Genomic DNA, 23,646 nt, shown 5'->3' on the forward strand with positions numbered 1-23,646 from the left:
ACCTTATCTGAAGCGCTGTAAGCGATGTCATCGATCGGATGACTCCTAGGCCATGAGCTGGCGAACTGTCGATGCAATCGGCGAAGGCAAGGTGGTCTGGCCAGTCAGATATGCGTCAACAGCGGAAGCGGCTGCGCGACCTTCGGCAATCGCCCACACGATCAGCGATTGGCCTCGTCCAGCGTCGCCAGCAACAAAGACTCCCTCGACCTCTGTGGCATAGGCGGCATCACGATTGATGTTGCCGCGGCCATCGAGGCTGAGATCAAACTGCTCGACCAAGGCGTCGGCTTCAGGGCCGGTGAAGCCCATCGCCAGCATCACGACATCGGCAGGAATCTCTCGCTCTGAACCGGCAACTGGTCGGAAGCCACCTTCAAAGGGCTCGACATCGACAAGTGCCAGTGCCTTGACCTGCCCGGTGCCATCATCGACGAAATGCGTGGTGGAGACCGCGAACAGCCGCTCGCCGCCTTCTTCATGAGCGCTGGAGGTGCGGTAGATCATCGGGTAGGTCGGCCATGGCTGTGTGCCTGGACGAGTCTGCGGCGGAGTAGGAAGAATCTCCAGCTGCGTCACTGAGGCCGCACCTTGACGATGCGAGGTGCCCAGGCAGTCAGCACCAGTGTCTCCGCCACCGATGATGACCACGTGCTTGCCCTTGACATCCAGCGGTGACTCGTCGATATCGCCTTCCTGCACGCGATTGGCCAAGGGCAGGATCTCCATGGCCTGGTAGACCCCGCGCAATTCACGACCCGGCACGTCCAGATCACGCCACTTCGTTGCGCCGATGGCAAGGATCACTGCGTCATATCGACGACGAATGTCCTGGCCCGTGAAGTCGATGCCGATGTCGACACCGGGACGGAATCGAACGCCTTCGGCCTCCATCTGCGCCAGGCGTCTATCAAGAACGCTCTTCTCCATCTTGAACTCAGGGATGCCGTAGCGCAGCAAGCCACCAATGCGATCGGCACGCTCATAGACCGCAACCGTGTGACCCACGCGAGCCAGTTGCTGCGCTGCTGCCAGACCCGCCGGTCCAGAGCCGATGACGGCAACAGTCAGGCCCGAGACCGCGTCAGGCACACGAGGCTGGACCCAGCCTTCGTCCCACGCGCGATCGATGATCGAGACCTCGACCTGCTTGATGGTCACTGGATCCTGATTGATGCCCAGCACGCATGCCGTTTCGCAAGGCGCCGGGCACAAGCGCCCAGTGAACTCAGGGAAGTTGTTTGTGGCGTGCAGCCATTCGATGGCTGCTTCCCAGTCATCGCTATAGACGAGGTCATTCCACTCTGGGATCTGGTTGCCCAGCGGGCAGCCGTTGTGACAGAACGGTATGCCGCAGTCCATGCAACGACTGGCCTGCGTACGCACCTGCGCGGAGTCGAACTCCTCGTAGACCTCGCTCCAGTCCTGCAAGCGAACATCAACTGGCCTGCGCGTGGGCAGTTCGCGTCCGACATTCAGAAAACCTCTTGGATCAGCCATGTCCGCCTCCCATCACAAAGACGAGCGGATCAAGACCCTCGTCGACAGCTTGCTGTGTTAATTGCAGTACGCGCTTGTAGTCCTTGGGCATCACCTTGGTGAAGCGAGCAAGACCTGTGATCCAGTCCTCGAGCAGCAGATATGCCACGGAGGATTCCGTCGCCTCGTAGTGATTCTGCAGGATCTCGTGCAGCTCTTCGGCGTCCGCAGAGGTCATTGGATCAAGATCAATCATCTCAGGGTTGACCTTGTCGGGATCCAGATCAAGGACGTAGGCGATGCCTCCTGACATGCCAGCACCGAGGTTGCGACCAGTTGCGCCAAGGATCGCTACGCGCCCACCAGTCATGTACTCGCACGCGTGATCACCGACGCCTTCAACTACTGCCGTCACACCGGAGTTGCGAACACAGAAGCGCTCGCCCGCGCGTCCGCGTAGGTAGATCTCTCCGCGAGTGCCGCCGTAGGCGATGACGTTGCCAGCAATGATCTGCTCAGATGCAACGAACTGGGCCTCGCGATGCGGACGCACCACGATGCGACCTCCGGAAAGTCCCTTGCCCACGTAGTCATTGGCATCGCCTTCAAGGCGAAGCGTGATGCCACTTGGCAGGAAGGCACCAAAGGACTGACCGGCCGAACCAATGAAGGTCAGGTCAATCGTGCCGTCAGGCAGGCCTTCGCCACCGTGATGACGCGTAACTTCAGCCCCCAGCATGGTGCCCACTGTGCGGTTCACATTGCGCACGCTCAGTTGAGCACGCACCAGTTCACCGTCATTGATTGCCGGCTGGCAGATCGCGATGAGCTCGTTGTCCAGCGCAACATCGAGCCCATGATTCTGCTCGATCATGGCGCGACGAGGTGAGCCCTCAGCAACGCGTGGCATCTCCAGAATTGGCGAGAGATCCAAGCCGGCAGCCTTCCAATGGGTGACTGCCTTCTTGGTGTCCAGCATCTCGACCTGGCCGATGGCCTCATCCAGTGAACGGAAGCCAAGTTCGGCGAGCAGCTCGCGCACTTCAAGGCCAATGAACTCAAAGAAGTTCTCGACGAATTCAGGCTTGCCCGAGAAGCGCTCGCGCAGTACAGGGTTCTGCGTAGCGATACCGACAGGACAGGTGTCCAGGTGGCACACCCGCATCATCACGCAACCCATGACGACCAGCGGAGCAGTGGCGAAGCCGTACTCCTCTGCACCCAGGAGCGCAGCAACGATGACATCGCGACCAGTCTTCAGCTGGCCATCGGCTTGCACGACGATGCGATCACGAAGACCGTTCATCATCAGCGTCTGCTGGGTCTCAGCAAGGCCGAGTTCCCAAGGAGTCCCGGCGTGCTTGAGGCTGGTCAGTGGTGACGCGCCCGTGCCGCCGTCAAAGCCGGAGATGAGCACGACGTCGGCATGGGCCTTGGACACACCAGCCGCGACCGTGCCGACACCAATCTCTGACACCAGCTTCACGTGCACGCGCGCATACCGGTTGGCGTTCTTCAAGTCGTGGATCAACTGTGCGAGATCCTCGATCGAGTAGATGTCGTGGTGGGGCGGTGGGGAGATCAGGCCAACCCCGGGAGTCGCGTATCGCGTTTTCGCGATCCACGGGTACACCTTCTGACCTGGCAGCTGACCGCCCTCGCCCGGCTTTGCGCCCTGCGCCATCTTGATCTGAATGTCATCGGAGTTGACGAGGTACTCGCTGGTCACGCCGAATCGACCCGAGGCCACCTGCTTCACCGCAGAACGCTTCGAATCCCCGTTCGGCATCGGCACGAAACGCTCGGGGTCCTCCCCGCCTTCACCGGTGTTGGACTTTGCACCCAGCCGGTTCATCGCAATGGCGAGAGTCTCGTGGGCTTCAGCGGAGATTGATCCGTAGGACATCGCACCCGTGGAGAAGCGCTTGACGATCTCAGAGACTGGTTCGACTTCTTCAATGTCAATGGGCTCGCGCACGCCGTCGCGGAACTCGAAGAGCCCACGCAAGGTCATCAGTCGCTCGGACTGCTCATTGACCTCATTGGTGTACTGCTTGAAGATGTCATAGCGCTTGTTGCGCGTCGCGTGCTGCAAGCGGAAGACCGTCTCGGGGTTGAACAAGTGCAGTTCGCCTTCGCGACGCCACTTGTACTCGCCACCGACGTTCAAAGTGCGGTGCGCAGGTGAGATCCCACTTGGCGGGTACGCCACGTCATGACGATCGGCAACCTCTTGGGCAAGCACGTCGATGCCAACACCACCGAGCTTGGAACTCGTGCCGGAGAAGTAGGCCTCAATGACCTCAGGCCCAAGGCCAACGGCTTCAAAGATCTGGGCGCCACGATAGGAGGCCACAGTGGAGACGCCCATCTTGGACATCACCTTCAAGATGCCCTTGCCCAGCGCCTTGATCAGGTTGCGGGTTGCCTTCTCTGGCGTGATGTCATCGATGACTCCGCGACGAGCCATGTCTTCAACGGTCTCAAGAGCCAGATAGGGGTTGACCGCCGCAGCTCCGTAACCAACGAGCAGTGCAACGTGATGGACCTCGCGCACATCGCCAGCCTCAACGATGAGCGTGACCATCGTGCGGGCCTTGGTGCGCACCAGGTGGTGGTGGACAGCAGAGGTCAGCAGCAGGGTTGGGATCGGGGCGCGATCGGCATCGCTGTCTCGGTCGGACAGCACGATGAAGCGCTTGCCTTCACGAATGACGGCATCGACCTCATGGAAGATCTCGGTGAGACGGTTCTGCAATGCCTCGCCACCACCGGCAACGTCGTACAGGCCTTCGATCTCAGCTGCAGCAAAGCCGGGCATATTGCCGTCATCGTTGATGTGCAGGATCTTGGCAAGCTCGTCGTTGTCGATCACCGGGAACGGCAGCACCACCTGATGACAGTGACCAGGTGAGGCTTCAAGCAGATTGCCCTCTGAGCCGATAGTGCCGTGCAGCGATGTCACGATCTCTTCGCGGATGGCATCCAGCGGCGGGTTGGTCACCTGCGCGAACAACTGATGGAAGTAATCGAACAGCAGGCGCGGACGAGTAGACAGCACCGCGATTGGGGTATCTGTGCCCATGGAGCCAATGGCCTCTGCGCCAGTGCGCGCCATGGGATCAAGCAGGATCTTCAGTTCTTCCTCGGTGTAGCCAAAGGTCTGCTGACGACGCGCCACTGATCCTGAGGTGTGCATGATGTGCTCACGCTCGGGCAGTTCTTCAAGGTGGACGATGCCCTCATCGAGCCAGGCTTGGTACGGCTCAGCAGCAGCGAGCTCGGCCTTGATCTCGTCATCTTCGATGATGCGACCGGCAACGGTGTCGACCAGGAACATCAGACCTGGCTGCAAGCGGCCCTTGCGCACGATCGTTGCTGGATCAAGATCGAGCACACCGGCTTCGGAGCCGAGCACCACAAGTCCATCTTCGGTGACCCAATAGCGACCAGGGCGCAGACCATTGCGGTCCAGCACTGCGCCGATGATGCTGCCATCGGTGAAGCAGACGTTTGCTGGTCCGTCCCATGGCTCCATAAAAGTGGAGTGGAAGGCGTAGAAGGCACGACGGGCGGGGTCGATGGAAGGGTGGTTCTCCCATGCCTCAGGAATCATCATCAGCACGGCATGCGGCAAGGAGCGCCCGCCGAGGTGAATGAGTTCCAGTACCTCGTCGAAGGAGGCTGAGTCCGAGCCGCCGTTGGTGCAGATCGGGAACAGGCGAGTCAGGTCTCCGGGAATCAGATCGCTCTTGAGCATTGCCTCGCGGGCACGCATCCAGTTGCGGTTGCCCTGCACAGTGTTGATCTCGCCGTTGTGAGAGATGAAGCGGTAGGGATGCGCGAGTGGCCAGGACGGGAAGGTGTTGGTGGAGAAGCGCGAGTGCACCAGCGCCAATGGGGACGCCACCCGCTCGTCGGACAAGTCCGGGTAGAAGGGCTCGAGCTGTCCTGTGGTGAGCATGCCCTTGTAGACGATCGTGCGAGCCGACAGTGAGGGAAAGTAGACGGCGGCATCACGCTCGGCACGTTTGCGCAGCGCGAAGGCTCGGCGATCCAGTTCAATGCCGCTGAGCGAATCGTCATCGGCGGCAACGAACAGCTGCTCGAAGATCGGCATCACACTGCGGGCAGTGAGTCCCACCAGCGAGGGGTCGGTCGGCACGGCACGCCAGCCAAGCACGCGCAGGCCTTCGGTCTGGGCGATGGCAGCAATAGCGGACTTGACCTCGAGCAACTGGGTGGGATCGGTCGGCAGGAAGGCCATGCCAGCTGCGTAGCAGCCGGCCGCCGGGAGTTCGAAGTCAACAACCTCGCGGAAGAAGGCGTCCGGGATGCTGAACAAAATGCCAGCGCCGTCGCCACTGTCCGGTTCGGCGCCAGAGGCGCCGCGATGCTCCAGGTTGACCAAGGCAGTCAGGGCTTTGGCGACGATGTCGTGCGAGGCAATACCAGTAAGGGTCGCTACGAAGGCCACGCCACAGGCATCGTGCTCGAATTTCGGGTCATACAGACCAGATGCTGTGGGAAGGGAGCTGGGGAACATCGTGCTCATCCAATCGTCGTAGCCGTGCAGATCACCCCATGGGTGATCAGACTTATCAGGACGACATTGGCCCAACGAGGCAAAATACTACCGGGTGTCCACCAGTGCTTCTCTCCCTGGTTTGAGGCGGGCTGAGAGCAGGAACCAGACCAATCCTCCAAGGCCCACGATCACCGCAGTCCAGACATTCAGGCGCAGGCCCAGAATGTGATTGGCGGTGTCGATGCGCAGCAGCTCGATCCACGTGCGACCTACGCAGTAAAGGACGACATAGAGGGCAAAGACCCGACCATGTCCCAGGTTGAAGCGCTTATCGGCCCAGATGAGGATCAGTGCGACCCCGACCATCCACAGTGCCTCATAGAGGAAGGTCGGGTGGAAGGTCTCGTACTGCTCAAAGCCAGCAGGTCGATGGACCAGATCAATCTCAAGACCCCACGGCAGGCTGGTGGGTGAGCCAAAGAGCTCCTGATTGAAGTAGTTGCCCAAACGTCCGATCGCCTGCGCCAACGCGATGCCCGGAGCAATGGCATCAGCCACTGGCAGCAGCGCCACCCCTTGGCGGCGCGCACCGATCCAGGCACCCAGCGCGCCAAGGGCCACTGCTCCCCAGATGCCAAGGCCGCCGTCCCAGATCCGAATGGCACCGGAGAAGCCAGATCCACCAGGTCCGAAGTACAGCTGGTGATCACTGATGACGTGATAGATCCGTCCACCGACGATGCCAAAGGGCACCGCCCAGATGGCAATGTCGGTGATCGTGCCGGGCTGTCCGCCGCGCGCCACATACCGCTTGTTGCCCAGCCAGACGGCAACGACAATGCCAAGGATGATGAACATCGCATAGGCACGAAGCGGGATCGGCCCAAGATTCCAGACCCCATGATCTGGGCTTGGGATGAATGCTCGGATCAAGTGCAGCAATCAGCTCTTGGTGGTGCTTGCGACGAGGGCGTCGAGCTTGTCCTTGTCAGCGAGCACATCATTTGGCACGACTGTTCCATTGAGCAGGGCATAGGGGGTGCCCTGAGCACCGGACTGGTAGAAGGCCGCTGTGCTGTTGGCCGCCCAGCCCAGGTACTTGCCATCGTTCAAGCACGTGGTGAAGGTGTCCAGCGCGGGACCCTCAATGCCAGAGTCAGCAGCAAAGCCGATCAGCTGGGTGTTGGTGAAGCCATCGCCCTCAGTAGCGGGCGGGTTGGCGTACACGGTCTTATGGAACTCCTCGGTCTTACCTGCGTCGATTGCACAGCCCCAGGCTGCGGTCGCACGCAAGGAGGAGTCATTGTTGAGGTTGTTGTCCAGGAAGGTCGTTGGACGACGCACGAGTTGAACCTTGCCGCCCGAGGCAAGCGCGCTGATGCCTTCACCGTTGGCCTTTTCAACAGCCTCACACGCTGGGCACTGGAAGTCCTCCCAGAGCTCAAGTACCGGCATTGCCGCCGTGGCGGTACCCACAGGAACGCCGAAGGCGTACTTGCTGTCGGACGCGAATACCGTCTCCGGGAGTGCTGCATTCGGATCGGCCGTGGCTGTGACCGCGGGATCCGGCGTGCTGGAGTCGGAGTTCTTGGCAATCACGGAGATCGCGATGATCCCGATGACAATGACCAGCACTGTGGCCCCACCAGCGAGGCGGATCATCCGCTCGCGACGCTTGCCGCCGACATTTGCTGCCGACTTTGCGGCGGCAGCGCGCTCGCGCCGGTCATTAGAAGAATTGCTCATCGCGTGGAACTCCTTGGCTGGTCCGTTGCTCTACTGCACCACCGTACGTCACAGTGCCGCTCTAGCGATGCACACCATTGGCTAGTTCGGATGCAAGTTCGCTGACGCCCGCAATCGCGGCCGATTCACTGTCGGCATCGAGCACTCGACGAACAAATGCCGAGCCAACGATCACGCCATCGGCGTAGGCAGCAACTTCGGAAGCCTGCGCGGCTGTGGACACGCCTAGGCCAACGGCGATTGGCAGTTCGGTGAACGGCCGGGTGCGTGCGACAAGCCCACTGGCCGCTCCCCCAACGCTGGTGCGCGCACCTGTGACACCCATTGTTGAAGCGGCGTAGATGAAGCCTGAGGCATGCCTGACGATCTCGGCAATGCGTGCATCGGTGGATGACGGGGCGACCATGAAGATGCAATCGATGTCATGGGCGATTGCCGCGCTCGCCCAGTCATCGCCCTCCTCTGGCGAAAGATCAGGGGCGATCAATCCGGAACCACCGGCGGCTTGCAGGCCAGCAGCGAACCTCTGCACGCCATAGCGCTCGATGGGATTCCAGTAGCTCATGACGACTGCAGTGGCGCCAGCATCAGTGATCTGGCGAACGACATCAAGGACGTGGTCGGTTGTCGTACCCGCGGCAAGTGCTTCATTGACTGCTTGCTGAATGACCGGGCCATCCATCAGCGGATCCGAGTACGGCAGGCCGACTTCGATGATGTCCACCCCCGCGCCGACCATGGCATTGATCAAGCGCACGGAGATTTCCGGCGTGGGAAATCCGGCAGGCAGGTACCCGATCAATGCAGCGCGATTCTCAGCTGCAGCCTTGGCGAAGGCGCCTGCGACGTGCGCGGTCATCGACCTTCACGCATCTCTGGGCTGAGTTCGGCAGCAACCATGCCACCCAGATCGATGTTGAACCAGCGAGCCGCGGTCGCGACGTCTTTGTCGCCACGACCTGACAGGTTCACGATGATGACGGCATCAGGGCCGAGTTCTCTTCCAATGCGCATCGCTCCAGCCAGGCCATGCGCACTCTCGATCGCCGGGATGATGCCCTCAGTGCGTGAGAGCAGAGCGAAGGCTTCCATCGCCTCAGCATCGGTGATCGATTCATAACTGGCGCGGCCGGTGTCGTGCAGCCATGCGTGCTCAGGGCCAACACCTGGGTAGTCCAAGCCGGCACTGATGGAGTGTGACGGCAGAGTCTGGCCCCACTCATCTTGCAGGACATAGGTACGAGCGCCGTGCAGCACGCCTGGCGAGCCACCGGAGAAGCGCGAGGCATGGCGACCCGTCTCGACACCGTCGCCACCGGCTTCATAGCCGCGCAGGATTACGTCAGCGTCGTCAATGAAGCCGCTGAACAGGCCCATCGCGTTGGAGCCACCACCGACACAGGCCACCACGGCATCAGGAAGGCGACCCTCGGCCTTCAGGATCTGCTCGCGAGCCTCGGTGCCGATCACTGAATGGAAGTAGCGCACCATCTCTGGGAAAGGCGCCGGACCAGTGACGGTGCCCAAGACGTAATGAGTGGTGTCAACGCTAGCCACCCAGTCACGCATCGCCTCGTTGATGGCGTCCTTCAGGGTCTGGCTGCCTGCCGTCACGGGGATGACCTCCGCGCCCAGCAGCTTCATCCGCGCAACGTTGAGTGCCTGCCGCCTGGTGTCTTCAAGACCCATGTACACCGCACACTCAAGCCCGAACAGCGCAGCTGCTGTCGCCGTCGCGACGCCGTGCTGGCCTGCGCCTGTCTCGGCGATGACACGTGACTTGCCCATCCTTTTGGTGAGCAGGGCCTGCCCGAGAACGTTATTGATCTTGTGCGAACCAGTGTGGTTGAGGTCTTCCCGCTTGAGATACACACGAGCGCCACCGCAATGCTCGCTGAATCGGCGAGCAAAGGTAAGCGGATTGGGACGTCCTGTGTAATTGCGTTCAAGATCGCGTAGTTCGGCCTGGAAAGTTGCGTCATCCTTGGCAACGCGAAAAGCCGCATCCAATTCATCCAGAGCCGCGCTGAGTGCCTCGGGAACAAAGCGGCCACCGTAGGGGCCGTAGTGACCTGTGGTCATGACGAGAGCCCCACAGTCTGACCCGCTTGGATCATCGCTTGGGCAGCGGATCTGGGGTCTGCTCCAGTCACCAATGCCTCGCCCACCAATACGGCGTCCGCACCGGCCAGTCCGTACTCCACGACGTCCAGCGCGGAGCGAACACCTGATTCAGCGATGCGCACGCAGTGGGCAGGAATGAGCGGAGCCACGCGTGCAAAGACCGCGCGATCCACTTCAAGAGTCTTCAGATTTCGCGCATTGATACCGATGACATCAGCACCAGCCGCGATCGCGCGCTCTGCCTCAGCTTCGTCATGCACTTCAACGAGCGGCGTCATCCCCAACTCGCGCGACAGACCAAGGAAGGAAATCAGGGTGGCCTGCTCGAGTGCCGCCACAATCAGCAGCACGATGTCTGCGCCGTAGGCACGCGCCTCCCAGAACTGATACTCGTCAACCATGAAATCCTTGCGCAGGACAGGGATGTCAACCGCGGCCCGCACAGCGGCAAGATCGGCAAGGCTTCCGTTGAAGCGTCGTTGTTCGGTCAGCACTGAGATGGCTGCGGCTCCGCCCTCGGCATAGGACCGGGCAAGCGCAGCAGGATCAGCGATCTGGGCCAAGGCACCTTTGCTCGGACTGGAACGCTTCACTTCTGCGATCAACTGCACCCCGTCGGCAGTGAGCTGCGCTATCACGGGAAGTGCAGGAGCTGCCATGAGCGCCCGATCTTTCACGGCATCCAATGGCGTCTGCGCGACTCTGGTGGCCAAATCCTCGCGTACTCCCACGATGATCTCAGCCAGGACGCTCACGAGGTGGATTCTATGCGGCGGGTGCGCATCGCAGAATCGCGCCCGAAATGAACTGCGTGAATCAGACTCCAGATCCCAAGTACGGAACGAAGTTCCGCACGACGCCAAAGCCAATGAGGGCGATCAGTCCCACAATCAACAGTCGATTGCGCAAGCGGAACTGGCGGTAACTGACCTGCGGATACCGACCGCGAATGGCGCGCGAGAGCCACAGCACCCATAGCCCCACAACAATCGGCACGATTGCGAGCAGCAGCACATTGTGATCCATCGCACCAGCCACGTCTCCGTGCAGCAGGGAGTACATGCCACGCATCCCGCCGCAGCCCGGGCAGTCGATGCCGAGCAGGCTCCGCGACGGACACGACGGATAGTGACCGGCTTCGTTTGGATTGACAACTGAGAGATATCCGCAGGCCGCAATGGCACCTGCGCCAACAGCAACTGGCCCTGCCAGGCGACGCCAGAGCGGACGCGCATCGATGCGGGCCGGCATCACGATGCGGTCGGAGTCCACCTTCTCAGCGGTTTCCATGCGCTCAGGGTATGTCCGAAACGGTCTCAAGTGACACCGGTGGCATGAAAGTTGCCATCTTCGCCTTCACCGTTACCAGCGGCAGCTCGCTGGCTCAGCTCGTCGCCTGAAAGTCGTTCTCGAGCGCGAACGAACACCCCTCACTGGAGAGTGAACTGAATATTCATTCCGTCGTCAGGGTGGTACTTCCAGCTTGCCTTCAGGTCATCCCATTCAGCCGTCTGGATTCCATCATTGGAACTCGTGCGCTGGATGGCATTCAAGTCGGCGGCCGGCACTTTGAGTGCGGCGAGAACACAGACCAATTGCGCGATCGTCGAACCGCTGAAGTCCTCTTCACCCTTGGTATCAACGATGAGCGTTGATCCACCGTCAGCCAAGTCGATCCCATCTGCATTTTGAGCGCTGCATGTGGCTACTGCAGCTTCGAGAACTGAAGTCTTGGGCCGGAACAGAAACACCGCGCCAACGACTACGAGCACGCCGATCACGATGGCTGGGATCCACCAGTATTTGCTCAGCCAACTCGATTGAGTTGCGGACGTGACAGGTGCTGCAGCTGCAAACGAGGGCGGCGGGGGCGCTTGATATTCACTGGCGCCCGCCGCATCTCCGCTCGAAAGTGGCGGTGCTTGGTCTTGGCTGACGTCAGGTGCAACTTCACCCGGTGGGGCAGGCTCCAGCACCCACGCCTGGCCATCCCATTGCCACCAGTGACCGCCTGAGAATTGGCGTTGCGGCTCGACCATGTCATCCCCCGATCAGTGGTGCACAAGGTACCGGAGTCGTTCAGGCTGAGTCGTAGCTTTCGAAGCCTTCAGGCAGAGGATCGTATTGAGGAATGAACACGGTGAAGCAGGCTCCGCCCTCGGGAGCGGTGGTCACTCGAGCTGCTCCGCCCAGTCCTTGCGCGAGTCTGCCGACAAGCGCAAGTCCAAGGCCCGTGCCAACGGGCCGTACGCCGCGATAGCGCTCATACAACGCGCCCGGTTCAAAGGCGATCGACATGTCCTCTTCAGTGAGTCCTGGCCCTGAGTCGCGAACCTCTACTTCGACTCCTTGTGCAACTGAGCGAATTGCAAGCACGACGACAGAACCTGTTGGCGAAACGCGCAATGCGTTCTCAGCCAGATTGTCGATGATCTGCCGCAAGCGCATTGGATCGGTGACGATCAGCTCGGAAAGCGCTGGGATCTCTGATCGAAATACGACGTCCTCGCGCTCGCAGCGCGAACCCCAGACCTCTGCGGCATCGCGTCCGACTTCAGCCATGTCAACGGTAGACGGATGCACGCGGAAATCGACCGCTCCCAAGCGCGCCAGGTCAAGCAAATCGCTCACGAGACGGTCCAGTCGCTGAGCTTCGGCGGCAACGGTGGCGCCCGTGCGTGCCACGTCCTCTGGCTCGACAATGTCGTCGGCAAGCGCTTCGGCATAGCCCTTGACGGCTGTCAGTGGGGTGCGCAGTTCATGTGACACCGACAGCAGGAATTCGCGTTGTCGGCGCTCGGATATGTCCAGCGCCGAACTTAGGGAGTTCAAGGCGATGGCGATTTCAGCGACTTCACTTGGACCCTCGGGTGCCAATCGAACCTCGCGCGAACCACCCTGCATCTCATAGGCGGCATCGCGAGCGGCGCGCAGTGGACGCACCATGCGTCTGGCCGCGAAGAAGCCAATCGGGATCGCGATGAGCAGGCCGATGACCAAGGCCATCAGGAATCGCAGCAGTCCTTCCTGCGCCGATCCGCCAGCGACCGCCAATGGCTGCTGCAGCACCACGGCCCCGCCATTGGCCAGCACTCGCCCTTCAATCAGGAGGTCGCCGCGGCGGGTGTCGCCTTCCATGGAGATGGTGCCCTGCCTCAGAAGCGCACGAAGATCTGCTGTGCTCATGCCAGGCACCTGAGCACCCGGCGAGAACACCACGAATCCGTTGACTTGCTCTGACTGCAAAGAGGCGGCAAGGGCCGGCGGGAGAATCTGGTCATCGGAAGGACTCGATGGTCCACGATCTATCGCGGTGGCGGTCAGATCGGCAAGACGCGCGAGAGTCGCGCGCGACTGCGTGGCTTCTGCAGCGCGCAGCATCGGATAGGAGATCACGCCAGCAACGATCACGACGATGGCGGCAACCAGACTTGTCAGGAGAACGGTTCTTGTGACGAGGCTGGAGCTATGGGACTTGGGATGGTTCACGGACTTGCCTCGGCTGAGTAGCCGACTCCTCGCACCGTACGAATGATGTCGTGAGCCCCAAGCTTGGAGCGCACCTGCGCGACGTGGACGTCAACGGTTCGCGTACCCACAACTGCTGCGTAGCCCCACACTTCACTGAGCAGCTGATCACGGCTGTAGACCCGACCTGGGTTGTCCATCAAATGAGCGAGCAGGTCGAATTCGGTGGCCGTGAGCATCATCGACTCGCCAGCCACCGACACCCGGCGAGTGACAGGGTCCAGTTGCACTTCACCAAGTCTGAGCGGGCCAGGTGCGTCAGCTGCATGCTGGGCTCGACGGACAACAGACTTCACACGCGCGACAACTTCACGAGGGCTGAATGGCTTGGTGATGTAGTCGTCGGCGCCCAGTTCCAGACCAATGATGCGATCGACCTCGTCGTCGCGTGCGGTGCAGAACAGCACAGGGACCCAGTTCCCCTCGGCGCGAAGCTGTCGACAGACCTCCGTGCCATCAATACCGGGAAGTCCGACATCAAGCACGATCGCAATGGGATGCAAGGTGCGCGCGTACGAGAGTCCGTCAGGTCCGGTCGTCGCCACATGGACGCCATAACCCTCACGTGCGAGGTACATGCGCAGGAGATCTGAGATTGCTCGCTCGTCTTCAACGACAAGCACTAGACCTTTGACGCTCTGACTGTCGCTCATGCGCCTAGCGTGTCAGAGACGCGCGTGGAATTGCGCTGCCAAGGGTCGACCGAGGTCAATTCTGGATCAGAGTTTGGTAAACAGACCTGCAGTCGCACCAACTACACGTGCTGTGGTTGACCAAGACCCATCATCTGCATGACCTTGCCAACGATCGCGCCGACAACGACAAGTGCGACTCCGATCCAGAAGACCACCCAGTTGCTCATCATCACGCCGAGGGTTCCCACGACGGAAGCGATCATCATGATGGTGACGGCAGTCCAGGCTGCTGGCGTGTTGCCGTGGCCATGGGCGATCGGGCTAGGGGCATCAGTCATGTGTGTATCTAAGCAGGTGACTGGGTCGCATCGGGATCTGACATCGTGGGATCCTGTCCGGCGTCCAGCGCATCCCATGGCGAGGTCGGCCGTTGACGACGAACCCCCTCGGCCTCGAACCTGGATCCCAGAGCCGGCCAAGGTCGGCTCCACAGCATGCCCATCACCCCTGAAGCCAGGATCAACAGCGCGCACAGGGCGACAAGGACCCACCACGGCCGCACCTGGATATCAACGAGCAATTCTCCCGCGGAATCCACGACCGGGTTCAAGCCAAAGCCAACAGCAAGCACGGCGAGCACCACGCCGGTCACCGCGACGATCAAGCCGACAATCTGCCGGACCCAACTCCGCAGAGCGATGTAGGCCAGGGAGCCGGCAAGGGCCAGGACCGCCCAGGCGGTGGCCTGTGGGAGCAGCTGTGACCCGGTCGCGGTGAAGGACCGAGTTCCGATCCCTGAGAGAATCGAGACGCTGGCTGATACCCACTGCAGTGCGCAACTGCCAAGAACACCGAGTGATCCGACGATCAGCAGGGTCAATGCAAGTCGTCGAGACCTCACGAATCAACCGGGCGCAGGGTGGACGCAATGGCCACAGCCCGAAGTACTGCCGCTGCTTTGGCCCGACACTCAGCTTCTTCTGCCTCGGGCACTGAATCGGCCACTAGACCGGCGCCCGCCTGCACGTAGGCAACGTTGTCCTTCAGCACAGCTGTGCGAATTGCAATGGCGGTGTCGACATTGCCAGCGAAGTCGAAATAGCCGACGACTCCGCCATACAGGCCACGCCGCAGCGGCTCAAGCTCATCAATGATCTCCATTGCCCGCGGCTTGGGGGCACCACTCAATGTGCCTGCCGGAAAGGTTGCTGCCAGAGCGTCGTAGGCCGTCTTGCCTTCGGCTAGATCGCCGGTCACTGTCGACACCATGTGCATGACATGGGAGTACAGCTCAACCTGCATGAACTCCACCACCTGAACAGAGCCCGGAGCACTGACCCGCCCAAGGTCATTGCGCGCCAGGTCGACGAGCATCAAGTGCTCAGCGCGTTCCTTCGCGTCGGCCAGCATGTCTTCGGACAGTGCCGCATCTTCTTCAACGCTCATCCCGCGCGGACGGGTGCCAGCGATCGGGTGCACGACACAGTGACCCTGCTGCACGGTCACCAATGCCTCCGGGGACGAGCCAACAATCTCAAAGGCAGTGCGCTCGCTGAGCTCCGAGCCCAATTCTGGAACACGCAGCAAGTACATGTACGGACTTGGGTTTGTCGTGCGAAGAATCCGGTAGACATCCAAGGCTGGCGCCGGGCAGGGAGTCGAGAAGCGCTGGGACAGCACAATCTGGAAAGCGTCACCAGCGCGGATGTACTCCTTGGCGCGCTCCACATCGGCGATGTACTTGCCGTCCGGTGACCATGACTTCACATCCGGCACCGCATTTGGATCAAATGTCGAGGGCACATGCGCGTGCCCAGTGGAAAGCGCTGCCTGCATGACATCGAGTCGTTCAACGGCATCGGACCAGGCTTCATCTACGCGCTCACCTGACGCGTCGTAGTTGATGGCATTGGCAATCAACAGCACCGAACCCTCTGCGTGATCCAGTACGGCCAGATCTGTCGCTAGCAGGAAGGCCATATCGGGCAGGCCGAGCTCGTCAGGATTCTTGTCTGGGATGCGCTCCCAGTGCCGAACCATGTCGTAGCCGAGATAGCCGACAAGACCGCCCGTGAGCGGAGGAAGCCCCGGCAGAGGCGGCGTCTGAAGCAGTGCGACTGTGTCACGCAGCACGTCAACCGGCGAGCCTGATGTCGGCACACCGTGCGGTATCCGACCGACCCAATGCGCGTGGCCATCAACATCGGTCAGCATCGCTGCTGCACGAACTCCGACGAAGGAGTAGCGCGACCAATGCTTGCCCTGCTCCGCAGACTCAAGCAAGAACGTGCCCGCACGATCACCGCACAGCGCCTGGAACAGACCCACAGCCGTCTGCCCGTCAGCGAGCAGTCGACGAACAACAGGGATCACGCGACGGTCGCGCGCAAGTTCACGGAAGCTCTCGAGATCCGGAGCCGCGACACCTGTGCGCGAGCCGAGGATCGCGGTCACGAAGTCACGCCGATGCTTGTGATGGCAAGTGCAGTGGAGTCAAAGCAGGTGCGGGTACCGGTGTGGCAGGCCGGGCCGGTCTGCTCGACCTCGAGCAGCAAGGTGTCGCCGTCGCAGTCAGCTGCGATCCTCAGCACGACCTGAGTGTTGCCTGACTCCTCGCCCTTGGTCCAAAGACGAGCACGACTACGTGAGTAATAGGTCGCCTTGCCGGTGTTCAGTGTCTGTTCCAGGGACTCGCGGTTCATCCAGGCCATCATCAGGACCTCCCCGGTGCCTTGCTGCTGGGCGATCGCCGGCACCAAGCCGTCGGCGTTGAATCGCACGGCGGCAAGTAGCTCCTCACGTGATGACATTGCCATATTCTGCCCGTGCGTCATGATGCCTGTATGAGCACCTCAACTCTTGTCCATGACGAACGCAATAATCTCGCCGACCTCTTGCTCGCATCAGGGCCTGACGCCCCGACATTGTGCGCCGGATGGACCACTCGTGATCTGGCTGCTCACCTGGTGATTCGTGAGGCTCGCCCCGATGCTGCCGCCGGCATCGTCATCGCGCCATTGGCCAAGTGGACCAGCAAGGTCCAGGCCGAGAACGCCGCTCGTCCATTCGAGGAACTCGTAGCGCAGTTCCGCCAGGGCGCCCCCCGATGGTCACCCTTTTCGATCCCAGCCGTCGACGCGGCAGCGAACATCATCGAGTTTGTCGTGCACGCCGAAGATGTCCGAAGAGCCCAGTCAGACTGGACGCCTCGCCCCATTGATGCCGAGCTGAGTGACGTGCTCTGGACGCGGCTGGCTCAGATGAGCAAGATGCTGCTTCACAAACTGCCGATGGGCATCACCGTGCAGCGCACTGATATCGCCGCTCCGGCGGCGGCCATCAAGACTGGCTCACCTGTGCTGACGCTGACGGGCACGCCATTGGACTTGATCCTGGTGCTGCACGGACGCTCAGCTGTGGACGTGCGCATCGACGGCGAACAGGGCGCTGTCGCGGCATTCAAGTCCGCGAAGCTCGGTGTCTAGTCGATATACCCTCAGAGCATGACCATCCTGATCAATGTTGACGAACTTGCCACGGCCATCGCCAGTGGCAAGTCACCCGTGATCCTTGACGTGCGGTGGGCCCTGAATGGACCGCCCGGTCACAGTGAGTATTTGAAGGGCCATATCCCAGGGGCGGTCTTCGTGGATCTGGACAGTGAACTGTCAAACATCGGGCTGCCACAGCATGGCCGCCATCCCCTGCCAACCGCAGAGCAATTCCAGACTGCAGCCCGTCGCTGGGGCATCAACGCAGGTGATGCAGTGGTGGTCTATGACGGTGAGGGCAATCTGGTTTCTGCCCGCGCTTGGTGGCTGCTGCGGTGGGCTGGCTTCACCGATGTGCGACTGCTGGATGGCGCCTTACCGGCCTGGATCGCGGCAGGTCATGCAGTGACCACTGACGATGTCACCCCGCAGCCAGGCACTATCGAACTCTCATCGGGCCTTGTTCGCACCGTTGACCTTGCTGAGATAGAGGACTTCACCCAGCGCGGACTTCTGCTGGATGCACGTGAGCCAGAACGTTTCCGTGGCGAGGTCGAAGCGATCGACCCCAAGGCCGGCCACATCCCTGGCGCCCGCAACGCGCCGACGAGTGCGAACCTGGATTCAGAGGGTCGCTTTCTCTCAGCGGAGGATCTTCGAGCAAGGTTCGAAGGCCTGGGGATAAATGGAGCCCGACCGGTTGGTGTGTATTGCGGATCAGGGGTATCGGCCGCGCACGAGATTGCTGCGCTCGAGATTGCTGGCGGCTACAAGACCGTGCTCTATGCAGGTTCCTGGTCGGAGTGGAGCAATAACGATCTGCCAGTTGCCACCGGCATCTGAATAGATCTGCAGCGAAAATTATCGAACTGGGAACTCGGCTGCAGCAAGCGCCTGCTTGACCTCGTCGATGCGCATCTGCCCGAAGTGGAAGACACTTGCGGCCAGCACTGCGTCTGCGCCAGCGACCACGGCCGGCACAAAGTCGTCAAGTTTGCCTGCACCGCCGCTTGCGATGATCGGCACGGAGACTTCGCGGCGCACCATCTCGATCAGTGCGATGTCGTAGCCCTGCTTGGTGCCATCGGCGTCCATGGAGTTCAGCAGCAACTCGCCGGCCCCCCGACGGGTTCCTTCAATGCACCAGGCCACGGCATCAAGTCCGGTGCTGCGACGCCCGCCATGCGTGGTGACCTCAAAACCGCTGTCGGTGCTGATGCCTTCAGGGCAACGTCGGGCATCGATGCTGAGCACTACGCACTGCGCACCGAAACGCTCAGCAGCATCACTGAGCAGATCGGGGTCAGAGATGGCAGAGGTGTTCAGGCTCACCTTGTCGGCGCCAGCGCGCAGCAGGCGATCGAAGTCCTCAACGGCCCGCACTCCCCCGCCCACGGTCAAGGGGATGAATACGGATTCGGCAGTCCTTCGCACCACGTCATACATCGTCGAGCGATCTGAACTTGACGCGGTGATGTCCAGGAACACCAGTTCATCAGCGCCCTCCGCGTTGTATCGGGCGGCCAGTTCAACGGGATCACCGGCATCGCGTAGATCCAGGAAGTTGACTCCCTTGACCACCCTTCCCGCGTCCACGTCCAAGCAGGGGATGACTCGAATGGAAAGGCTCACGGCTGCGCAGGACCCCATTGGTACGGGTCGTACCGAGCCTGTGATGCAGCCAGCGCCTCGGGGAGAGTGAAGGCCTGGTCATAGAGCGCGCGACCGATGATGGCGCCTTCGATTCCGTGCGGCACCATCTCGGCCAGTTTGTGAAGATCCTCAAGGCGATGGATTCCGCCCGAGGCAATGATCGGACGACTGGTCGCGTCAGACACCTCTTTGAGCAACTGGAAGTTCGGGCCGTGCATCATGCCGTCCTTGGCAACATCAGTCACGACATATCGGTGACAGCCGGCAGCATCCAGGCGCTCGAGGGTCTCCCAGAGATCGCCACCTTCTTGAGTCCAACCTCGGGCGGCCAGGGTGTACCCACGCACATCCAGCCCGACGGCGATCTGCTCGCCGTGCTCACGAATGACCTTCTCGGTCCACTCCGGATCCTCCAGCGCGGCAGTGCCCAGGTTCACGCGGGTGCAGCCGGTAGCAAGAGCCGACTTCAGCGATGCATCATCACGGATACCACCGGACAGCTCGACCTTCACCTGATGCCGTACGTCGTGCACGACGTGGGCTATCAGGGCTGCGTTGGAGCCTCGCCCAAACGCCGCATCAAGGTCAACGAGGTGAATCCACTCGGCTCCCTGGTTGACCCAAGCACGTGCGGCATCGATCGGAGAGCCGTACTCCTTTTCGGTGCCCGCCTTGCCTTGGGTCAGGCGCACGGCTTTGCCATCGGCAACATCGACGGCGGGCAGCAGGATCAGGGGAGATTGGGCGGACACGGACGCAACCTTATTCGACAGTGTGAAATGCGTGAGATGCGGCTATTTGAGCGTGCGGACCCAATTGCTGAGCAAGTGCAGACCAGCGTCGCCTGACTTTTCCGGGTGGAACTGTGTCGCGCACAGGGGTCCGTTTTCGACAGCCGCTACGAAATCCTCACCATGGTGGCTCCATGTCACCTTGGGGGCAGCCTGCCGCTGGTTTTGGACCACCAGATCCCAGGTCCGCACTGCATAGGAGTGCACAAAATAGAAGCGCTCCCCAGCAACTCCCTCAAAGAGCGTGGAGTCCGGCGCGATCTGCACGGTGTTCCATCCCATGTGTGGCAGCACAGGTGCTTTCAGGCCCTCAACAACACCAGGCCACTCGCCCAGGCCTTGTGTCTGAATGCCGTGCTCGACTCCGCGGTCAAAGAGCACCTGCATCCCCACGCAGATGCCCAGCACTGGGCGACCTCCAGCCAGGCGCCGACCCACAAGCACGTCGCCTCGAGCTTTGCGAATGCCATCCATGCAGGCCGCGTACGCGCCAACTCCCGGCACGACCAGGCCATCAGCTGCCATTGCCGCATCGAAGTCGGCGCTGACGGTGACATCGGCCCCTACCTTCTCCAGTGCGCGATGCGCAGAACGAAGGTTTCCGGAGCCGTAATCAAGAATGTGAACAGAAGGCGAAGTCACGATGCGGTGAGCGTCCCCTTCGTGGAAGGCACACCGACCACTCGCGGATCAGCGGTGACAGCATCACGCAAGGCGCGTGCAACTGCCTTGAACTGCGCTTCGACAATGTGGTGCGCATTGCGACCCGAGAGCACCCGCACGTGCAGGGTGATCTGCGCGGTGGCCACAAGTGACTCCCAGATATGACGAGTCAGGGACGTGTCATAACTGCCGATCAACTCAACAATCTCCGGCTCTTCGTGCACGAGATAGGGACGACCTGAAAGGTCAACGACCGCCTGCACAAGGCACTCGTCAAGTGGCACCGCGGCGTCACCGAAGCGGCGCAGTCCGGCGCGATCCCCGAGCGCCTCATTAATGGCCTGGCCCAGGGCAAGCGCAGTGTCTTCGACAGTGTGGTGCGCATCGATGTGCAGATCGCCTTTGGTGTGAACTGTGAGATCCAGCAGCCCGTGCTTGGCGAGCTGCGCAAGCATGTGGTCATAGAACGGAACTCCGGTGTCAATGGAGTGCACGCCAGTGCCATCAAGGTTGAGTTCCACAAGGACAGAACTCTCCTTGGTCTTGCGCTCCACACGTGCGGTCCTGCTCATCGGGCCGCCTCCTGTTCAGTTCCGGGTGCCTGCTCTAGCGCCTGCCTGAACCTATCGTTCTCCTGCGCAGTGCCAATACTCACGCGCAGCCATCCAGCGGGTCCGGTCTGCCGGATCAGGACTCCTTGGTCGAGCAGTGACTGCCACACGCGGTCGCGATCCTTGAATACTCCGAACAGAATGAAGTTCGCATCGCTCTTGGCCACGAGATAGCCCTGTGCATCAAGCCATTGCGCCAGCGCATCGCGTTCATCGCGAAGTGTGACGACCTGAGCTTGCAAAGTAGCAGCATGCTGAAGCGCAGTGATGGCAACAATCTGCGTGACTGCCGACAAGTGATACGGAAGTCGCACAATGCGCAGCGCATCGACAATGGCCTGGCTGGCGGCTGCGTATCCGAGCCGTGCTCCGGCAAGTCCGAAGGCCTTGCTCATCGTTCTGCTGACAACCAGATTTGGATAGTCAGCCAAGAGTTCAAGTGCACTTGGTGTGCCCACGGTACGGAACTCTGCGTAGGCCTCGTCGACGATCACGATCGAACCGAGCGCCAATCCGGCATCAAGCAGCTGCACCAGATCGGCAGTGGGCAGCATCGTTCCCGTGGGATTGTTCGGCGAAGTCAACAGGACAAGCGACGGGCGAAGATCCTTCAGTTGTCGAATCGCCGCCGGGATATTGATTGAGAAGTCCGACGCACGCGCAAAGGTGACGTATCGCGTGAAGGTGTCACGTGCGTACTCCGGGTACATCGAATAGGTCGGATCAAAACTGACCGCAGTGCGACCTGGACCGCCGAAGGCCAGGAACAGTTGGTGCATGACCTCATTTGATCCATTGGCCGCCCACACCTGCTCAGGTGCCAAGCCAACACCGGATTCATCTTTCAAATAGTCAGCGAGGTGACGGCGAAGATCGAAGGCTTCGCGATCTGGGTAGCGGTGCAGATCAGGCGCGATCGCCGTTACAGCGCGACCCATTGCTTCAGCAATTTCAGCGGGCAGCGGGAAGGGGTTCTCATTGACGTTCAGCCGCACTGGAACATCAAGTTGCGGCGCACCATAGGGAACCGAGCCCACGAGATCCTCGCGAACCGGTATCTGGAATTCGCTCACGAGGACTCGAGATCAGCAAAACGTGCATGAATGGCAGCGCCATGACTTGGCAGGTCTTCAGCATCAGCCAGTGCCACCACGTGCGGAGCAACTTCGCGTAGCGCGGCCTCGTCGTACTCAATCACGTGGATGCCTCGCAGGAATGACTGCACTGAGAGCCCAGACGAGTGACGAGCCGCACCGGCCGTGGGCAGCACGTGATTGGAGCCGGCGGCGTAGTCACCCAGAGTGACCGGCGCCCAAGGGCCGACAAAGATCGCACCCGCGTTGGTCACCCGCATCGCCCATTCACGCGCATCGACGGTTTGAATCTCAAGGTGCTCTGCGGCGTATTCGTTTACCAGCGCCAGTCCGGCCTCAAGGTCATCGACCAGCACGATGGCGCTCTGCGGTCCGGCCAGAGCTTCGGCGATGCGCTCCTGGTGCTTGGCCAGTGGCACTTGTCGCGTCACTTCGCCCTGCACGGCCTCAGCAAGCGCCGAGGAAGGGGTGACGAGCACTGCAGCCGCCAGCACATCGTGCTCGGCCTGACTGATCAGATCGGCCGCGAGGTGCACGGGGTCAGCAGAGTCATCGGCCAGGATCGCGACCTCGGTGGGCCCGGCTTCACTGTCGATGCCGATGACTCCCTGCAGCGCCCTCTTGGCAGCGGTCACGTAGATGTTGCCTGGGCCGGTGACCAAATCGACGGGCGCGCAGCGCTGACCGTCGGGCAGATCCACGCCATACGCGAGCATGGCCACTGCTTGAGCGCCACCGACTGCGTAGACCTCTTCAATGCCCAGTAGCGAGCACGCCGCCAGGACGGTGGGGTGCGGCCATCCCCCGTGGTCAAGCTGCGGTGGTGAAACCACTGCCAGTGATCGCACTCCAGCAACCTGAGCAGGCACAACATTCATGACAACGCTGCTCGGGTAGACCGCTCGACCGCCAGGCACGTACAGCCCCACACGCGCCACCGGAAGCCAGCGTTCGGTAACGGTGCCACCAGGAGTGACGACAGTGCTGATGTCGGTTCGGCGTTGATCGTTGTGCACGATGCGCGCGCGCCGGATTGCCTCCAGCAGTGCCGCGCGCACCGCAGGCTCAAGCTCGGCCTCGGCTTGTCCCAGTTTCTCCATTGGCACGCGAAGACTTGGCGGGTTGATGCCATCGAGCTTCAGCGTCCACGCGGCGATGCCGGCAGCCCCCTGCTCGCGCACGTCGTTCAGGATTGGACGGATGCGTTCCGTTGCATCAGCGACGTCCATTGCGGCTCTTGGCAGTGTCGTACGAGGATCAACAGTCTTGCCTCGAAGATCAATGCGCCGGATCACGGTGGGAG

General features: G+C 61.2%; 22 protein-coding genes and 1 pseudogene. 2 read left to right on the forward strand and 21 right to left on the reverse strand.

The genetic code is table 11. The features are described from left to right. Nucleotides 1–45: 45 nt before the first annotated feature. The 15 genes and pseudogenes from Q8M73_10405 to hisI all read right to left on the reverse strand — a co-directional run bounded on the left by Q8M73_10405 (nucleotide 46) and on the right by hisI (nucleotide 16,856). Nucleotides 46–1,500 carry a glutamate synthase subunit beta gene (locus Q8M73_10405; GenBank protein ID MDP2288961.1) on the reverse strand — a complete coding sequence of 485 codons (1,455 nt, stop codon included), beginning with the start codon at nucleotides 1,498–1,500 and terminating at the stop codon, nucleotides 46–48. After that, a complete protein-coding gene (gene gltB, locus Q8M73_10410; GenBank protein MDP2288962.1) occupies nucleotides 1,493–6,034 on the reverse strand; it encodes a glutamate synthase large subunit in 4,542 nt (1,513 codons plus the stop codon). The genes Q8M73_10405 and gltB overlap by 8 nt, the downstream gene beginning before the upstream one ends. A gap of 87 nt (nucleotides 6,035–6,121) precedes the next feature. Continuing rightward, nucleotides 6,122–6,940, reverse strand: a pseudogene (lgt, locus tag Q8M73_10415) (prolipoprotein diacylglyceryl transferase). Nucleotides 6,941–6,949: 9 nt separating this feature from the next. Further along, nucleotides 6,950–7,753: a thioredoxin domain-containing protein gene (locus tag Q8M73_10420; GenBank protein MDP2288963.1), complete on the reverse strand. Its 804-nt coding sequence runs from the start codon at nucleotides 7,751–7,753 to the stop codon at nucleotides 6,950–6,952. A gap of 61 nt (nucleotides 7,754–7,814) precedes the next feature. Next, complete coding sequence (gene trpA / locus Q8M73_10425) at nucleotides 7,815–8,612, reverse strand: tryptophan synthase subunit alpha (GenBank protein MDP2288964.1); 798 nt, start codon at nucleotides 8,610–8,612, stop codon at nucleotides 7,815–7,817. Next, nucleotides 8,609–9,835: a tryptophan synthase subunit beta gene (gene trpB / locus Q8M73_10430; protein ID MDP2288965.1), complete on the reverse strand. Its 1,227-nt coding sequence runs from the start codon at nucleotides 9,833–9,835 to the stop codon at nucleotides 8,609–8,611. The genes trpA and trpB overlap by 4 nt, the downstream gene beginning before the upstream one ends. Next, nucleotides 9,832–10,632 carry an indole-3-glycerol phosphate synthase TrpC gene (gene trpC / locus Q8M73_10435; GenBank protein MDP2288966.1) on the reverse strand — a complete coding sequence of 267 codons (801 nt, stop codon included), beginning with the start codon at nucleotides 10,630–10,632 and terminating at the stop codon, nucleotides 9,832–9,834. The genes trpB and trpC overlap by 4 nt, the downstream gene beginning before the upstream one ends. Before the next feature lie 61 nt (nucleotides 10,633–10,693). Beyond that, nucleotides 10,694–11,167, reverse strand: coding sequence for a DUF2752 domain-containing protein (locus Q8M73_10440; protein ID MDP2288967.1), 474 nt, complete (start codon nucleotides 11,165–11,167; stop codon nucleotides 10,694–10,696). 140 nt (nucleotides 11,168–11,307) lie between these two features. After that, nucleotides 11,308–11,916: a hypothetical protein gene (locus Q8M73_10445; protein ID MDP2288968.1), complete on the reverse strand. Its 609-nt coding sequence runs from the start codon at nucleotides 11,914–11,916 to the stop codon at nucleotides 11,308–11,310. 40 nt (nucleotides 11,917–11,956) lie between these two features. Beyond that, a complete protein-coding gene (locus tag Q8M73_10450) occupies nucleotides 11,957–13,366 on the reverse strand; it encodes a HAMP domain-containing sensor histidine kinase (protein ID MDP2288969.1) in 1,410 nt (469 codons plus the stop codon). After that, a complete protein-coding gene (locus tag Q8M73_10455) occupies nucleotides 13,363–14,058 on the reverse strand; it encodes a response regulator transcription factor (GenBank protein MDP2288970.1) in 696 nt (231 codons plus the stop codon). Before Q8M73_10455 ends, Q8M73_10450 begins: the two co-directional genes overlap by 4 nt. A 101-nt stretch (nucleotides 14,059–14,159) precedes the next feature. Beyond that, nucleotides 14,160–14,378 (reverse strand): HGxxPAAW family protein, encoded by a 219-nt coding sequence (locus tag Q8M73_10460; GenBank protein MDP2288971.1) that lies wholly within the window; start codon nucleotides 14,376–14,378, stop codon nucleotides 14,160–14,162. Nucleotides 14,379–14,386: 8 nt separating this feature from the next. Then, entirely contained in the window at nucleotides 14,387–14,941 is a 555-nt protein-coding gene (locus Q8M73_10465; protein MDP2288972.1) for a Trp biosynthesis-associated membrane protein, read from the reverse strand. Further along, nucleotides 14,938–16,494 carry an anthranilate synthase component I gene (locus tag Q8M73_10470; GenBank protein MDP2288973.1) on the reverse strand — a complete coding sequence of 519 codons (1,557 nt, stop codon included), beginning with the start codon at nucleotides 16,492–16,494 and terminating at the stop codon, nucleotides 14,938–14,940. Before Q8M73_10470 ends, Q8M73_10465 begins: the two co-directional genes overlap by 4 nt. Then, nucleotides 16,491–16,856, reverse strand: coding sequence for a phosphoribosyl-AMP cyclohydrolase (hisI, locus tag Q8M73_10475; protein MDP2288974.1), 366 nt, complete (start codon nucleotides 16,854–16,856; stop codon nucleotides 16,491–16,493). The genes Q8M73_10470 and hisI overlap by 4 nt, the downstream gene beginning before the upstream one ends. A gap of 27 nt (nucleotides 16,857–16,883) precedes the next feature. Here hisI and Q8M73_10480 point away from each other — a divergent pair, with 27 nt between their 5' ends. Then, nucleotides 16,884–17,525, forward strand: coding sequence for a TIGR03085 family metal-binding protein (locus tag Q8M73_10480; GenBank protein MDP2288975.1), 642 nt, complete (start codon nucleotides 16,884–16,886; stop codon nucleotides 17,523–17,525). Between the two features lie 18 nt (nucleotides 17,526–17,543). Further along, nucleotides 17,544–18,374 (forward strand): sulfurtransferase, encoded by an 831-nt coding sequence (locus Q8M73_10485; GenBank protein ID MDP2288976.1) that lies wholly within the window; start codon nucleotides 17,544–17,546, stop codon nucleotides 18,372–18,374. Between the two features lie 18 nt (nucleotides 18,375–18,392). On the opposite strand, the gene hisF is transcribed toward Q8M73_10485, so the two are convergent. Genes hisF through hisD form a run of 6 tightly spaced genes read right to left on the reverse strand, consistent with a single transcriptional unit; the run spans nucleotide 18,393 to nucleotide 23,638 of the window. Next, complete coding sequence (hisF, locus tag Q8M73_10490) at nucleotides 18,393–19,163, reverse strand: imidazole glycerol phosphate synthase subunit HisF (GenBank protein ID MDP2288977.1); 771 nt, start codon at nucleotides 19,161–19,163, stop codon at nucleotides 18,393–18,395. Further along, the gene (gene priA / locus Q8M73_10495) at nucleotides 19,160–19,936 is read right to left on the reverse strand and encodes a bifunctional 1-(5-phosphoribosyl)-5-((5-phosphoribosylamino)methylideneamino)imidazole-4-carboxamide isomerase/phosphoribosylanthranilate isomerase PriA (GenBank protein ID MDP2288978.1); all 777 of its coding nucleotides are present in this window, start codon (nucleotides 19,934–19,936) and stop codon (nucleotides 19,160–19,162) included. Before priA ends, hisF begins: the two co-directional genes overlap by 4 nt. Before the next feature lie 42 nt (nucleotides 19,937–19,978). After that, nucleotides 19,979–20,617 (reverse strand): imidazole glycerol phosphate synthase subunit HisH, encoded by a 639-nt coding sequence (gene hisH, locus Q8M73_10500; GenBank protein ID MDP2288979.1) that lies wholly within the window; start codon nucleotides 20,615–20,617, stop codon nucleotides 19,979–19,981. Further along, nucleotides 20,614–21,210 carry an imidazoleglycerol-phosphate dehydratase HisB gene (gene hisB / locus Q8M73_10505; GenBank protein MDP2288980.1) on the reverse strand — a complete coding sequence of 199 codons (597 nt, stop codon included), beginning with the start codon at nucleotides 21,208–21,210 and terminating at the stop codon, nucleotides 20,614–20,616. Before hisB ends, hisH begins: the two co-directional genes overlap by 4 nt. Next, complete coding sequence (locus Q8M73_10510) at nucleotides 21,207–22,322, reverse strand: histidinol-phosphate transaminase (protein ID MDP2288981.1); 1,116 nt, start codon at nucleotides 22,320–22,322, stop codon at nucleotides 21,207–21,209. The genes hisB and Q8M73_10510 overlap by 4 nt, the downstream gene beginning before the upstream one ends. Next, on the reverse strand, nucleotides 22,319–23,638 hold the full coding sequence (gene hisD, locus Q8M73_10515) for a histidinol dehydrogenase (protein ID MDP2288982.1): 1,320 nt from the start codon (nucleotides 23,636–23,638) through the stop codon (nucleotides 22,319–22,321). The genes Q8M73_10510 and hisD overlap by 4 nt, the downstream gene beginning before the upstream one ends. Between the last annotated feature and the right edge of the window lie 8 nt (nucleotides 23,639–23,646).

The organism is Actinomycetota bacterium (genome assembly GCA_030684515.1).
GTDB lineage: Bacteria > Actinomycetota > Actinomycetes > S36-B12 > S36-B12 > UBA11398.